The organism is Clostridioides sp. ES-S-0049-02 (assembly GCF_020658465.1).
In the GTDB taxonomy this organism is placed as follows: Bacteria; Bacillota; Clostridia; order Peptostreptococcales; family Peptostreptococcaceae; genus Clostridioides.
In genome coordinates this window covers 135,482-150,371 of the sequence record NZ_JACVWG010000005.1, presented here as the reverse complement: position 1 = coordinate 150,371, position 14,890 = coordinate 135,482, and the positions used below count along the sequence as shown (strand labels likewise).

At 29.5% G+C, this 14,890-nt stretch carries 13 protein-coding genes and 1 other annotated feature; of the genes, 8 read left to right on the top strand and 5 right to left on the bottom strand.

Going from position 1 to position 14,890, the window contains the following annotated elements; translation table 11 throughout:
- Window positions 1-29: 29 nt before the first annotated feature.
- Window positions 30-1,433, bottom strand: coding sequence for an ATP-dependent metallopeptidase FtsH/Yme1/Tma family protein (locus IC213_RS13080; protein WP_227433489.1), 1,404 nt, complete (start codon window positions 1,431-1,433; stop codon window positions 30-32).
- 558 nt (window positions 1,434-1,991) lie between these two features.
- Window positions 1,992-2,134, top strand: a sequence feature (ribosomal protein L20 leader region).
- 28 nt (window positions 2,135-2,162) lie between these two features.
- Here IC213_RS13080 and infC point away from each other — a divergent pair.
- The 8 genes from infC to IC213_RS13040 all read left to right on the top strand — a co-directional run bounded on the left by infC (window position 2,163) and on the right by IC213_RS13040 (window position 11,817).
- The gene (infC, locus tag IC213_RS13075) at window positions 2,163-2,672 is read left to right on the top strand and encodes a translation initiation factor IF-3 (protein WP_227433661.1); all 510 of its coding nucleotides are present in this window, start codon (window positions 2,163-2,165) and stop codon (window positions 2,670-2,672) included.
- 27 nt (window positions 2,673-2,699) lie between these two features.
- Window positions 2,700-2,894: a 50S ribosomal protein L35 gene (rpmI, locus tag IC213_RS13070; RefSeq protein ID WP_003418222.1), complete on the top strand. Its 195-nt coding sequence runs from the start codon at window positions 2,700-2,702 to the stop codon at window positions 2,892-2,894.
- A gap of 60 nt (window positions 2,895-2,954) precedes the next feature.
- Complete coding sequence (gene rplT, locus IC213_RS13065; protein WP_227433488.1) at window positions 2,955-3,311, top strand: 50S ribosomal protein L20; 357 nt, start codon at window positions 2,955-2,957, stop codon at window positions 3,309-3,311.
- Window positions 3,312-3,474: 163 nt separating this feature from the next.
- Window positions 3,475-4,011: a helix-turn-helix domain-containing protein gene (locus IC213_RS13060; RefSeq protein ID WP_227824702.1), complete on the top strand. Its 537-nt coding sequence runs from the start codon at window positions 3,475-3,477 to the stop codon at window positions 4,009-4,011.
- 550 nt (window positions 4,012-4,561) lie between these two features.
- Window positions 4,562-5,479: an exopolyphosphatase gene (locus tag IC213_RS13055; RefSeq protein ID WP_227824703.1), complete on the top strand. Its 918-nt coding sequence runs from the start codon at window positions 4,562-4,564 to the stop codon at window positions 5,477-5,479.
- A gap of 577 nt (window positions 5,480-6,056) precedes the next feature.
- Entirely contained in the window at window positions 6,057-8,003 is a 1,947-nt protein-coding gene (locus tag IC213_RS13050; protein ID WP_227863147.1) for a metallophosphoesterase, read from the top strand.
- A gap of 184 nt (window positions 8,004-8,187) precedes the next feature.
- Entirely contained in the window at window positions 8,188-10,077 is a 1,890-nt protein-coding gene (locus IC213_RS13045) for a metallophosphoesterase (protein ID WP_227845527.1), read from the top strand.
- Window positions 10,078-10,731: 654 nt separating this feature from the next.
- A complete protein-coding gene (locus IC213_RS13040; protein WP_227824709.1) occupies window positions 10,732-11,817 on the top strand; it encodes a GGDEF domain-containing protein in 1,086 nt (361 codons plus the stop codon).
- 61 nt (window positions 11,818-11,878) lie between these two features.
- On the opposite strand, the gene IC213_RS13035 is transcribed toward IC213_RS13040, so the two are convergent.
- The 4 genes from IC213_RS13035 to IC213_RS13020 are packed head-to-tail and all read right to left on the bottom strand — an operon-like array spanning window position 11,879 to window position 14,766.
- Complete coding sequence (locus IC213_RS13035) at window positions 11,879-12,439, bottom strand: cyclophilin-like fold protein (RefSeq protein WP_227851432.1); 561 nt, start codon at window positions 12,437-12,439, stop codon at window positions 11,879-11,881.
- A gap of 4 nt (window positions 12,440-12,443) precedes the next feature.
- A complete protein-coding gene (locus tag IC213_RS13030; RefSeq protein WP_227433481.1) occupies window positions 12,444-12,992 on the bottom strand; it encodes a flavodoxin family protein in 549 nt (182 codons plus the stop codon).
- Between the two features lie 4 nt (window positions 12,993-12,996).
- On the bottom strand, window positions 12,997-13,569 hold the full coding sequence (locus IC213_RS13025) for a DapH/DapD/GlmU-related protein (protein ID WP_227433660.1): 573 nt from the start codon (window positions 13,567-13,569) through the stop codon (window positions 12,997-12,999).
- Window positions 13,570-13,593: 24 nt separating this feature from the next.
- Window positions 13,594-14,766: an iron-containing alcohol dehydrogenase gene (locus IC213_RS13020; protein ID WP_227483017.1), complete on the bottom strand. Its 1,173-nt coding sequence runs from the start codon at window positions 14,764-14,766 to the stop codon at window positions 13,594-13,596.
- Window positions 14,767-14,890 lie beyond the last annotated feature (124 nt).

The following is a 14,890-nucleotide window of genomic DNA, read 5'->3' as shown; positions in this document are numbered from 1 at the left end:
ATGTAAGAATTATTTAAAATACTATCAAATTAATTTACAGCTTCTTTTCCTATTAAATCTTTTAATTCTTCATGAGTCATAGTTTCTTTTTCAAATAGGAATTTAGAAACAGAATGTAAATCTTCAAGATTATCCTTTAACATCTCTAAAGTTTCCTTATAACAACTTTCAACTATACGATTAGCTTCTTTTTGAATTTTATCACATAAGAAAGTCTTATCATTTCCATCAATAGTCATAAATCCTAAGTTACTCATACCATACTCACAAACCATTTGGTTAGCTATCTCAGTAACTTTCTTTAAGTCATCCTTTGCTCCCGTAGATTTATGATTGAATATTAATTCTTCTGATGCTTTTCCAGCAAGTAATATTTTTATTTTTCCAATCAGTTCATCTCTAGTATAAATATATCTATCTTCATCAGGTAATTGAAGAACATAACCTAATGCTTGTCCTCTAGGTACTATAGATATTTTTTGTATAGGACAAATTCCAACGATATCACTTACAAGAGCATGTCCAGCCTCATGATAAGCTACTATCTTTTTCTCTTTTTCAACTAATGAAGAGTTTTTAGATTCTAATCCTGCAATAACTCTTTCAAGTGCTTTGTCGAAGTGTTCTGCTGTAATATATTCACTGTCATCTCTAACTGCAAATATAGCTGCTTCATTTGCTATATTTGAAAGATGGGCTCCGTTGAAACCGTGAGTTTTTTTAGCTAAAAGTTCTAGATTTACAGATTTGTCTATAGGCTTGTCATCTGTATGTACCTTTAGAATTTCAAATCTAGTGTGATAATTTGGTGCACCTATATGAATGTGTCTGTCAAATCTTCCTGGTCTAAGTAAAGCTTCATCTAATAAGTCAAGTCTATTGGTAGCACCTATTATTAATACATTGGAGTCTTTATTAAATCCATCCATTTCAACTAAAAGTTGGTTTAACGTTTGGTCTTTCTCATTGTTACTTTCAAGATGTCTTTTTGCTCCTACAGCATCTATTTCGTCTATAAATATTATACTTGGAGCTTCTTTTCTAGCTTTTTCAAATAGAGTTCTTACCCTTTTTGCTCCTACACCTACGTATTTTTCAACGAACTCAGAACCTGTAACATTGAAAAATGATGAGTTTGTTTCACCAGCTACAGCAGATGCAAGTAATGTTTTTCCTGTTCCTGGAGGACCATAAAATAATACCCCTTTAGGTATTTTTGCACCCATTTTTTGATACTTTTGTGGAGACTTCATAAAATCAACTATTTCAAATAGTTCTTCTTTTACTTCATCTAATCCAGCTACATCTCTAAATGTAGTTTTTGGTTTTGTAGAAAGCGAATCATCTGTTTGATTTTCTCTTTCCATTTTTGTCTGTGCAAAGACAGGAACTGGATTGTTAATTTTTTTAAAAAAGTTGTTTAGCATTTTCATATTCACACCTCAGGTAATTAATTATTGTTAATCAATTTTATATTTTCCATATTTACTATTTTTTATTATTTATTTTTTATGGAAAAAATATACATGCAATCTAAATAAAAATAAATTCATAAATTTAATTGAAAAAAGTCATTTATGAATATGTGCAAATTAACTTTATATACTAAAAAAATACGACAAATCAAGATAAAATTGAAATGATGAAAAAACCATAATATAGATATTAAAGGATGTAAAGTAAAGTATTCAGTATAAAATTGGCTAAAGAAGTGTTTTTAGGTATTTACTATATAGAGTAGTAGGATAATAAAAGATTTTAAAGTTGAAGTTTGAATTTTTTTAATTAAATTTTGAAAAATAAGAGCAAAATAAATAGTACAAGCATATAATAAGTATTAGGAAGAAATAATTAAATGCAAATACTATGTACCTTATAATAAATATATGTAGGTTTAAATAAAAAAGCAGTTAATTTAGTAAAAATTTATTAAACTTAAAAAAATAGTTGCAAAAAATTTGATAAAATGATATAGTAGATAGGGTAAGAATAAAACAAAGAAGAAGTCCGCTTCTCACCTTACGCCGATGGTTAGTAAGGTAAATATAAGTTAAAGCTTAATAGTAATTTAAGCTTGTTTAAATTTGGTAACTTATATTGCGGATGATTATGTCATCCGCTTTTTATTTTATATTTTATAAAAATTTTGGAGGTGTCCTACAATTAGCAAAGAATTAGCAATCAATGAACAAATAAAAGACAAGGAAATAAGAGTCCTTTCACCTACAGGTGAACAACTTGGAGTAATGCCTACTAAAGAAGCTCAAGCAATGGCTACTAGTAAAAACTTAGATTTAGTTCAAATCTCGCCAAATGCAAATCCACCAGTGTGTAAGATAATGGATTATGGAAAGTTTAGATATGAGCAAGCGAGAAAAGATAAAGAAGCTAAGAAAAAACAAAAGACTATAGTTGTAAAAGAAGTAAGACTTAGACCAGGTATTGAACAAAATGATTTAAATACGAAAGCTAATAATGCTATAAAATTCCTTAAAAAAGGGGATAAAGTCAAAGTTGAACTTAGATTTAGAGGTAGAGAACTAGGACATAAAGATATAGGTAGAGAAGTTATGTTAAAGTTTTTAGAGATAATAAAAGAGTTTGGAGAACCAACAAAAGCCCCTGCATTTGAGGGTAATAATATGGTTGTAATTATAGATCCAAAAAAATAGATGATTAACTGAGAGGAGGAATTTGTCATGCCTAAAATGAAAACTCATAGAGGTGCAGCAAAGAGATTAAAGAAAACAGGAACAGGAAAGTTAAAGAGAGCTAAAGCTTATAAAAAACATATATTAACTAAAAAATCTGCAAAAACTAAGATGAACTTAAGAAAATCAACTCTAGTAAGTGATGGAGATGCTAAGAGAATAGCACAATTATTACCATACTAGGATAGGATACGGATTATAAACAATAACTATAGAAGAGGGATATAAAAGGAGGTCATAACGATGGCAAGAGTTAAAAAAGCTATGAACGCTCGTAAGAAGCATAAAAAAATATTAAAACTTGCAAAAGGATTCAGAGGATCTAGAAGCAAATTATATAGACCAGCAAATACATTCGTAATGAAGGCATTAAAAAATGCTTATATAGGAAGAAAGTTAAAGAAAAGAGACTTCAGAAAACTTTGGATACAAAGAATAAATGCAGCAGCTAGAATGAATGGAATATCTTATTCAAGATTAATGAATGGATTAAAATTATCTGGTATTGAAGTTAACAGAAAAATGTTATCTGAAATGGCTATACAAGATCCAGATGGATTTGCTAAATTAGCAGAAGTTGCTAAAGCAAAATTAGCTTAGTATTAAATCATGATAAAAAAAGCCCTTGAATTATTTACATAATTCAAGGGCTTTTTTTATTTTTTGAATATTATTTGTTTATATAAAATTTTTAATAAACTTGATTAAATATTATCAATATAATAATATTATCTTATTAATAATAATGAGGAGGTAGTATAATATGAATGATAAACTTATGGATTGCTTCATAAATCCAGTTAAATGCAAGTTGTTACTTGAGATTTATTCAAATAAGCAAACTACAGCAAAGCAATTAGCAGAGAAGTTTAAGGATATATCACAAGCTACACTTTATCGTTATCTTGATAAAATGTTAAAGGATAATATTCTAAAGGTAGTTGAAGAAAATAAAATACGAGGAACTGTTGAAAAGGTATATGCTGTTAAGTCAGATATTGATGATGATGCAAAAAAAATGATAAATGAAAACTCAGCAGAAGCATATGTACAGCTGTTTACTCAATATATGATGGCATTTATGAAGGAGTTTTATGATTATGCTAAAAGAGAAGAAAAAGATATTTTAAAGGATGGCTCTGTTTTTTCTGTCTGTCCAATATATGCGAATCTAGAAGAAATAACTGAAGTAGCTAGAAAGATTGGTGATATACTAGAACCTTTAAGAAATAACTCATCAGGAGAAGGACGCAAAATGCACTCTATAGGATTAATAATTGCACCTCCTAAAGAAGAATAAAGTAAAATTGTTGAAGTGCAGTGTAAACAATATATAAGCTAGTATGATTAAATAAAATATTGAGGGTAGTTTTAAAATAAAGATAGCAGTTTGATTTCTATATCAAATTGCTATCTTTATTTTAGCATGTTAAACTTTACATAAGTGATAAGTGATAAGTGATAAGTGATAAGTGATAAGTGATAAGTGATAAGTGATAAGTGATAAGTGATAAGTGATAAGTGATATTTTTATGTTAATTTATAAAATTTATATGATGAATTGATATAACGTGATATAGGTTATATTTAAGACTACAACAAAATATAAGTATATTCATAGTAATATAAGTATTTTATTTTAATCAAATTTTGGTTGTTAGGCAAGTTATAACTATATTCTTAGTAAAAGACAACGTTGTACTTTAGATAATAAATTATAGTACAAAAAATAAGTTTTGTTAGTATATATTGAAATGTATATCAAGCTGACATGTAAAGTGATATTATATATTTAAGGAAAAAATTACAATATCTATAGGCATATATTTAAAGCAAAGGGGTTGAAACATATGAGATTGATTACACGTTCTGATTTTGATGGATTAGTTTGTGGTGCATTATTAAAAGAAGCAGGTATTATTGATGATTGGAAATTTGCTCATCCTAAGGATTTACAAGATGGGTTGGTTGAGGTAACAGAAAATGATTGTCTTGCCAATGTACCATTTGTAGAAGGGTGTGGTCTTTGGTTTGACCATCATTCTAGTGAATTTGAGCGAAATGAGCTTAAAGGAAGGTATAGAGGCGAAAGTCGCATTGCTCCTTCTTGTGCAAGAATTATTTATGAGTATTATGGTGGAAATGAAAAATTTTCTCATTTTAATGAAATGTTAGAAGCAGTAGACAAAGTTGATTCTGGAAATCTTACTATAGAAGAGGTACAAAATCCAACTGGATGGATTTTAATTGGTTATCTTATGGACCCAAGAACAGGGTTGGGGCGTTGGAGAAACTTTACTATATCTAACTATCAATTGATGGAAAAGTTAATTGATGCATGTAGAACTTTAGATACAGAAGAAATTTTAAATCTGTCAGATGTAAAGGAACGTATAGAAGTTTATTTTGAGCAAACAGATAAATTTAAAGAAATGGTTGCTAAATACACACGTACAGAAGGAGATGTTATTATTTCTGATTTACGTGGAGTAGAGCCAATTTATACAGGTAATCGTTTCATGATTTACAGTATGTATCCAGAACAAAATATTTCTGCTTGGATTGTAAATGGAAAAGGTGGGAAAGGGTGTTCTGTAGCTGTAGGATATAGTATTTTAAATAGAACTTCCAATGTTGATGTTGGTAGTCTAATGCTTAAGTATGGCGGTGGAGGTCACAAAGCTGTTGGGACTTGCCAATTTAATGATGAACAAATAGACGAGTTACTTCCAATGTTGCTTGATGAACTTGTAAATCCTAAGAAGTAATGGTCTAACTTATATAAGGTTAGTATAAATAAAATAGAATTTCATTGTACCTTTTAACATAAGAAATTGAAGTGGTACAATGAAGTTCCTATAAGCATGCATATTGAGGATGCTTACATATGCAACAATCATATCTGAGGATATAAAATTACTTTGTATTTCTATATTTTGAATATAAGATAAAATATACGTAATACAGTCAAAAATACACAAGTCCCTTTATCAATTTTACAACTATTCTGGTTACTTAACTGTTCAAATAATATTTTATACTCGATTTTCTCCATATATTTTAATATCGCTACAATCTCATCATAGCTATCTGTGTTAAATAAAAGTTTGTTATGTGAAGTATCTATTTAAACATACTTAATAATATATTTAAATATATTATTAAGTATGTTTAAATACCATGACATAAGAAATGAAATGTATATCTTTAAATTATAGATATATTTACAGGTAATAATCTACTAGTCCAATGAATGTTGCTCATAATCCTATAACCTGCTATAGTTTAAAATAAAGCATGATATTAAATTTTATTATAATCTAAAAATTTATGAGGGGGGCTTTTATGAAAATAAAATTTATTATAATGGTATTGATAGTGTTTTTAGTGGGATTGCTTGTGGCATGTCAAAGTACTAAAAATAAAGAAACTAAAATAGAAGATACAAAAGTTAATGTATCAGATACAGAAGTAAAAATATTAGGAACAGGTGATTTGCATTCAGTTGTGACAGATTCTCTAGTTTCATATGTAAATGAAGAAAGAGCAAAGAATGAAAATATACTTATAGTAGATGCAGGAGATTTTTTTGGTGAACAGAGTAAAGAAATGTGGGAATGGACCTCTGGCAAAAAACTAGTTAATATTAGAGAGAGTGGTACAGCAGAATATGAAGACATAGTTAAGAATAGTCAAGATGAAGTACCTATAGTTAAAGACATGATACCATTGAGATATGATGCTGTAGTACTTGGCGATAATGAATTTATTTCAAATGATAAGCAAGGTCTTGATAAATTAGTTTCTGATTTTAAAAATAATAATATACCAGTAGTATCAGCAAATATATATGAACAATCTGGAAAAAACTACATACAACCATATGTGATGAAAAATGTTAAGACAGATAAAGGTGATGTAAAAGTAGGAATACTAGGTCTTACTATAAAAGAAGTGGGGAAAAGTTCAGGATTTGAAGATATTGAAAAAGAAACTAAATCAAGAGAACTTGGAGAGCAAGCTGAGTATAAAGGTAAATTATATGCAAATGATTTAGTAGAAGATGCAAAGAAATGGATAAAAGTGATGAAGAAAGAAAATCCAGATATAGTAGTTGCAGTTGTACATTCAGGGGAAGAATCTAAGAGTTCTGATAATACAGGAAATAGAGTAAAGGAACTAGCAACCACAGTAGATGGAATAGATGCAATAGTAGCAGGTCATACTCATAAGAAAATAAAGCAACATACATATAAAAATAAATCTGGGAAAGAAGTAATTGTTACACAACCAGGTTCGCATGCAGATAGTGTGTCAGAGATTAGCTTTAAATTAGATAAGAAGAATGGTAAATGGGATATAAAGAAAAAGGCTAGCAAATTAAAAATAGTTGATAAAGAAATAAATATAGTTGCTACTGCAGATTTACATTCACATTTTTCTGACAAATTATTAGTAAGCCTTGTTAATGAACGAAGTAAGCCAATTGAACCTGTTGTAGTAGATGCAGGAGACTTTTTAGACCCTCAAACAGATGAAATGATTGAATGGTATAAAGAGTGGAAGGCTATAAGGGATAATAATACTGATACAGTGATTAGTAGATGCCCAATGGCAATAGCTATGAATCAAGGTATGTATGATGCAGTAGTACTTGGCAATCATGAGTTTGTATCCGAGAAAGATGAATTTTGGGCAGATGAGCGTCTTTTAGATGCTGTTGTAGAGGATTTTGAACAGATAACAATTTCTGTATTATCAGCAAACATATATAAACAATCTGGACAAAACTATGTTAAACCATATGTCATACAAGATGTGGAGACAAATGAAGGAAATGTAAAAGTAGGAATATTGGGTCTTACGATAAAAGAGGTAGGTAAAGGTCTTAAAAATGTAAATTTACAAGAGCAATTTCAATATAAAGGTAAATTATATGCAAATGATTTAGTAGAAGATGCAAAGAAGTGGGTAAAAGTGATGAAAGAAGAAAATCCAGATATAATAGTTGCAGTTGTACATTCAGGAGAAGAGCCTAAAAATCCCAAGCATCCAGGAAATAGAGTAAAAGAACTAGCAACTACAGTAGATGGGATTGATGCTATTGTTGCTAGTCATACTCATGAAAAGATAGATGAACATGACTATAAGAATAAGTCTGGAGGTAAAGTTATAGTGACACAACCAGGTGAACATGGTAAATATTATTCTAAAATTACTTTTAAAGTGAAAAAAGAAAAGGGTTCATGGGTTATTAATGATAAATCTAGTAAAACAATTGAGGTTGAATAATTTTAGCATACTAGAGTAAGCCTTGTTTTGTAACTGAAAAATATCAAGAACTATATGTAGATTTATTTAAAAAGGAATTTACATATAGTTTTTTTAGTATAATAAACAGTACAAACTTATATAGTAAAGATAAGGTATAAGAGTAAATTTTATTATCATCAAAAAAATTAAGGGGGAGGCTTTTATGAAAATAAAATTTATTATAGTTACATCAATAATATTTCTAATAATATTATTAGTGGGCTGTGAAAGTACTAAAGATATAGAAATCAATGTACTTGGTACAAGCGACTTACACTCAATAGTCCCAGAAAACCTAGTTTCTTATGTGCAAGAAGAGAGAAAATACGATGAAAACTTGCTAATGGTTGATGCAGGCGATTTTTTTGACATACAAAGTATTGATATGAATGGATGGTTTACTGGTCAAAAACTAGTACGATTTAATGATGGGATGCCGGAATTTAAAAAAATAGCTGAGCCACGTGAAGGAGAAGTTCCTATAGCTAAAGAAATGGCAAAATTAAAATATGATGCAGTTACATTTGGAAATCATGAGTTCGTTTCTAATGATAAGCAAGGTCTTGATAGGTTAGTTTCTGATTTTAAAAATAACAACATACCATTAGTGTCTGCAAATATATATGAACAATCTGGAAAAAACTATGTAAAACCGTACATAATGAAAGATGTCAAAACAGAAAAAGGGAATGTAAAGGTAGGAATACTAGGGCTTACTATAAAAGAAGTAGGAGAACGTTCAAGATTTAAAAGCTTTGAGCAAGATAAAAAAGCTAGAGCACTTGAAGAACAAGCACAATATAAAGGTAAATTATATGCAAATGATTTGGTGGAAGATGCCCAAAAATGGGTAAAAATCATGAAAAAAGAAAGTCCAGATATAATCGTTGCCATTGTACATTCAGGTGAAGAGCCTAAAAATCCTAAAAACCCAGGAAATAGAATAAAGGAGCTGGCAACAACAGTAGAAGGAATAGATGCTATTGTAGCTGGTCATACGCATGAAAAGATAGAGCAACATACATTTAAAAATAAATCTGGTGAAGAAGTGATAGTGACACAGCCTGGAGCTCATGGTGATAGTGTATCAAAGATTAATTTTAAGTTGGATAAGAAGAATGATAAGTGGTTTATAAAAGATAAGCATAGTGAATTAAAGGTATTTGGAAAAGAAGTAAATATAATTACGACATCTGGTTTACATTCAAATTTTTCAGATGAAATGGCAGTTAGTTTATTTAATGAAAGATATAGAGCTGTACAGCCAATCTTTATTGATACTGGAGACTTTTTTGATGCTAATACAAAAGAAATGACTAGATGGTCTAAAGAGTGGCAGTATAATACAAAAAAAGGTATTCATAAAAGAATAAACGAATGGCCTATTGTTTATCTCGGCTATGATGCTGTAGTACTTGGTAGTCATGAACTTCTATCTGAAAAAAATGATTTTGAAGAAAAAAAGTCTACATTGGATTCTATTATAGAAAACTTTGAGGAAATGAAAATTCCTGTTTTATCAGCTAATATATATGATGAGTCTGGAGAAAATTATGTAAAACCTTATATAATGCATAAAGTTGAGACTAAGGAAGGTGATATAAAGGTTGGAATATTGGGGCTTACTATAGATAAAGATGAAAAAAATACCAATGATTCGAGTTCAGAAAAAAATTCTAAAAAAACAAATAGATTATATACTAATGACTTAGTGAAGGATGCAAATGAGTGGGTAAAGGTTATGCAAAAAGAAAATCCAGATGTAATTGTCACAGTTGTACATTCAGATAGTGATAATATAAATTTAAAAAATCCAAGTAGCGAGATAAAAAAACTTGCTACTACAGTAGATGGAATAGATGCTATTGTAGTTGGGCATACCAAAAATAAGATAAAAGAACGTACCTATAAGAATAAGTCTGGAAATAAAGTTATAGTGACACAATCTAGTGAAGATGGAGAGTATTATTCAAAAATAAGTCTTGAATTAAGAAAAGAAAATGGGACATGGAATATTATCAATAAATATAGTAAGGCGATAAAAATGAAGTAGAACAATAAATATTAAGTGAGACAATAAAGATGAATTAATACAATAAATAAGTAAATTGATAAAGCAGTAAATCAATAAAAACAAAGCAAATTTATACCATAATTATACAATTAGATACAATGTAATATTAGATTTATTAGTAAGAATATGTTTATATAAAAAATATATTTGAATATAGTTAAAACACTAAAAAATAGTATACTAAGATGAAAGAGAAGAACCTTTATATTTGATGTTCTTCTTTTTTTCTATTTAAACCCCTTTTTGCTATTTACAAACCAGTAAAATTATCTATAAAGAATCGAATATATTTTTCCTTTACATTTTTTGTTTATTATAGTCTTTATACAGGGGCATTTGAGTTGGAATAAAAATTATAGGTTATAAATTTTTATAGAATATATAAACAAAGCAAGGCACTTTAATATAATATGAGTGCTTTGCTTTGTTATTTTATACATGTAATTATCTGTTATTTTTTATAAGTTTTATTTTTAATATTTTTCTACATACTTTTATTATTATATACTTATTAGATAAATTTAATTCCATATATTGGATATACAAGCTATTATTTAAACATACTTATTATATGATATAATATTATAAGTATAATTAAATTAAAATATCTTAATAAAGGAGGAGATTAAATATTTGGCATCTATACAACAGTCTATTAAAGATTATATGGAGAAGTATTTCAATAAAAAATTAAACTTACAAGAAAGACTTTTTTATCTTTTTTGTTTTGCTGGAGTTGTTTGTTCCTTTTTAGCCTTTGTTGCAGCTCTTTTTAGTAATCTTCCTAGTATATCTGTATGGGGAAGTTTTTCTTGTTTTTGTATCATGTCAATATTGGCAATCTATTCTCTTAAAACACAAGATATTGATAGAGGGTGTCTAGTAATTAATATAGGGCTTAATATATTCTTATTTCCAGTACTCTTTTTTATAAGTGGTGGAGTGGATAGTGGTATGATGTTTTATTTCTTGTTGGGAATATGTGTTATATCATTGACTCTTGATGGTCTTAAGAGAATAGTTATGATATTTGTATCTACACTTGTGTATAGTATATGTATATTTTTGGCATTTAATTACCCAAACTTAATTGTGTCTATAGGTGAATCTCGTGCATCAGATACGATAAGTAATTTTATTATAGTTTCATTGTTTTTATGTATAGTAATGATTGTGGTTTTACAAGAGTATTCTCATGAGCGTGATAAAGTATATAAATTGAACCAAAGACTTGAAAGGCAGGCAATTATAGATGATTTGACAAAGTTGTATAATAGAAGATATTTAATACAATATATGTCCGATATATTAAAAAAGCCATTGGAAGAAAGAATTATGTCCATTGTGTTATTTGATATAGATGATTTTAAAAAAATAAATGATAAATATGGTCATCTATGTGGAAATAATGTATTAATTCGATTTAGTGAGATTTTAATTGAAGAGGTTGGAAATGATGGAATTGTTTCAAGATATGGAGGAGAAGAGTTTATAGTGGTAATGCCTAGCTTTACTAAATCTAAAGCGGTTGAGGTAGCAGAGCGTATTCGCATACATGTTTCTAGTGACAAAAAATTATTTGATTTAGTGGACAAAATTACAGTCAGCGGTGGTGTAGAGGAGTATGTTGAAAATATGACTATGGAGAAGATAGTAAAAGGAGCTGATACAAAACTTTACATAGCTAAAAATAATGGAAAAAATAGAATTGTAAGTTAGAGAACGTTTGGTTTAATAGTGTCATCATAGTAGATGCATTTGCCATGATGACACTATTATTTTAATCAATAATACTAAGTACTATTTGTATGTTTCCACTTCCTAATATTTCAGCAAGCTTACTGGTATCTTCAATATACCCCAGTTTAGTGTAGTTATATGAGGTTTGAAAATCTTTATAAAATAGAACCAAACAATCAGAGCCGTAGAGCATAAAATCACCAGTTTTAATATTTTTTACGGATTCTGCATTTGATGGCAAATCTTTTATAAAGTAATTGTATTTTTCGTTTTTATTTAAATCTTTCATATCTATTGTAAGTGGCATTTTTTTTATTAATGCCTGTACAGAGGAATTATTATAAAGTTTCAATACAAAGTCTTTATCTCCAATTTTAAGATTGGCAGTTATAATGTTATTTTTAATTGGTTTATTTTCAGTTGGTGTTATTACTTCTTTTTCTTTATAAGAAATAGGAGTTGCAGTCAAAGTATTATTTTTAGATTCTTGTTTTACTGTTTGTTTTGAGGCTGGAATATTTGTACAACCTAATAGTGCAAAGCTACAGAGTGCAGTTAACATGAGGGTTATAATCTTTTTTATATGATTACATTGCTTCATATGATTATACTACCTTTCCCATTTGATATGCTTTACTTAATAGATTAGGTAAAGCAGAGATGGAACCATATTCATCTGCACCTGTACCGCGCAAAACATCTTTAAGTGTTGCATTTTCAAAACAATCAATCCAGCCCTGCAATCCTTTCACTGCACCATCCATTGCATGTTCCTCTTTATCAGCAGCAGTTGCTAGAAGATAAATATCTCTAAAAGAATACTCTAAGGGAAATAGTGGATTAGAACGGTCAAGTAATGTTTTCATCTGTCCACTCATTTCATAAAAATAGATTGGAGTTGAAAAAACAATTACATCAGCAGTCATCATCTTTTGTACAATCATATCGGCATCATCTTGCATTATACAATGTCCTGTTTTTGTATTCTGACAAGCAAGACATCCTTTACAAAAGTGAATAGTTTTATCATACAAACAGATTTTTTCAACAATATTTCCTGATTCTTTTGCTCCTTTTAAAAACATATCTGCTAACATTTCAGAATTTCCGTCTTTGCGAAAGCTTGTAGATATAATTAAGACTTTTTTGTTCATTTATTTATTCCTCCTCAATTTTTTTTATAAACTTTGCTGGTACACCTCCCACCAATGTATTAGGTGTCACATCTTTTGTTACAACAGCTCCAGCTGCTATGATTGCCCCATCTCCTACTATTACACCAGGAGTTATTGTGACATTAGCACCAACCCAGACACTTTTCCCTATTTCAATAGGTTTTGGGTGCATAGTGCTTCGTTTGCTTGGAGCAAAATCATGATTCAAAGTTGCCAATACTACATTATGACCAATTAACGAATTGTCTCCTATAGTAATACCACCTTGGTCTTGAAATCGACATCCTGAATTTATAAAAACATTTCTACCTATTGTTATATTTTTTCCACAGTCAGTATAAAATGGAGGGAACATGTTAAATGTTTCATCTACCTGTTTTCCAATTAACTCTGAAAATAATGTTCTAATTTCTTCCGGCTCATGATAATGATTGTTTAATTTAGATGTAATTTTCATGGCTTCATTGCTAAGTTCACTCATAAACTGATGTAACTTTGAACCTCCAACAACAGTAAGTCCTTGATTAAGGTGTTCTAAAAATGTATTTAAGTTCAAGTTCATTTTGCACATCCTTTCTGATTAACTGTAAGATTTTTTCAATACTTCTACACAATCCTCATGTGTCATTTCACAAGGATTTGCTGCAAATAAACCTCCCATTGTTTCTCGTGCACTTTTTGCTATTAGATTAAAATCTCCTGGTGTAATTCCATAATCGGACATTTTTAAATCTGCAACCCCACAAGCTTCTTGTAATTTGCTAAGAGCCGTAATAAAATCTTCTGCTTTGTTAGCATCTTTCATTCCCAATGCCTGTGCCATGCGTACAAAGCGTTCATCACAAGCATGTTTTTCTATAAAAAATCCAAAGAAAGCTTTAGAAATCATAATCAAACCTGCACCATGAGGAAGTCTTGGGTAATAACCAGACATAGCTTGTTCTAAAGAATGCTGTGCTGTAGTGACACTGATTGTCATGACAATTCCTGCAATTGTATTTGCAAAAGCCATGTGTTCTCTTGCTTTCATATCATTACCATTTTTTACTGCATGTGCAAGATAGTTGCCTACATTTTCGATAGCAGTTAAAGCATACATATCGCTCATAACACTGGAAAAAGAAGATATATAGCTTTCCACGGCATGGAATAAAGTATCAAATCCTTGATAAGCAGTAAATTCAGGTGGTACAGATTTCATCAATTCTGGGTCAATTATGGACAAAACAGGGAATAAAGAGTCATAACCACCAACACCAATTTTCTCATGGGTTTCTTCATTTGTAACAACTCCCCATTGGTCAGCTTCACTACCTGTTCCAGCAGTGGTTGTAATACAAACAACTGGTAGTGGTTCACTTTGTAATGGTTGAGCCTTTCCAGTACCTCCATTTACATAATCCCATAAGTCACCATCATTTGTCACCATCATTGCAATTGCCTTTGAAGCGTCCATGACACTTCCACCACCTAAGGCAATGATAAAATCGCATTCTGTTTTACAAGCACAGAAAGCCCCGTTCATGATAGAATTTTTATTAGGATTTGCGTCTATTTCATTGAATAACACAAATTCTACTCCTGCCATTTTTAACTGTTTTTCTGTTCGGGCAAGTGCACCATTTTCTTTAGTTGATTTTCCACTTGAAATAACAAGCAAGGCTTTCTTTCCAGGTAGTTTTTGTTGATGTAATTCATCTAAGCGTCCATTTCCAAAGATAAAACGAGTTGGTATATACATATTAAAATTCATATTTTTTTCTCCTTTTTATGTTATTGTTTTTATTAAAATTTATATCATAGTTTCTATACGTTTATTATATTAACGAAACAATATAATAGCAAATACTTATAAAGAATGCCTTCCCATAGTTGAC

What these genes read in the sequence shown, in the direction of transcription:
- rplT (WP_227433488.1), top strand. Translation starts at nt 2,955, where the DNA reads ATGGCAAGAGTTAAAAAAGCTATGAACGCTCGTAAGAAGCATAAAAAA.
- IC213_RS13030 (WP_227433481.1), bottom strand. Translation starts at nt 12,992, where the DNA reads ATGAACAAAAAAGTCTTAATTATATCTACAAGCTTTCGCAAAGACGGA.
- IC213_RS13060 (WP_227824702.1), top strand. Translation starts at nt 3,475, where the DNA reads ATGAATGATAAACTTATGGATTGCTTCATAAATCCAGTTAAATGCAAG.
- IC213_RS13035 (WP_227851432.1), bottom strand. Translation starts at nt 12,439, where the DNA reads ATGAAGCAATGTAATCATATAAAAAAGATTATAACCCTCATGTTAACT.
- IC213_RS13050 (WP_227863147.1), top strand. Translation starts at nt 6,057, where the DNA reads ATGAAAATAAAATTTATTATAATGGTATTGATAGTGTTTTTAGTGGGA.
- IC213_RS13055 (WP_227824703.1), top strand. Translation starts at nt 4,562, where the DNA reads ATGAGATTGATTACACGTTCTGATTTTGATGGATTAGTTTGTGGTGCA.
- IC213_RS13020 (WP_227483017.1), bottom strand. Translation starts at nt 14,766, where the DNA reads ATGAATTTTAATATGTATATACCAACTCGTTTTATCTTTGGAAATGGA.
- rpmI (WP_003418222.1), top strand. Translation starts at nt 2,700, where the DNA reads ATGCCTAAAATGAAAACTCATAGAGGTGCAGCAAAGAGATTAAAGAAA.
- IC213_RS13045 (WP_227845527.1), top strand. Translation starts at nt 8,188, where the DNA reads ATGAAAATAAAATTTATTATAGTTACATCAATAATATTTCTAATAATA.
- IC213_RS13080 (WP_227433489.1), bottom strand. Translation starts at nt 1,433, where the DNA reads ATGAAAATGCTAAACAACTTTTTTAAAAAAATTAACAATCCAGTTCCT.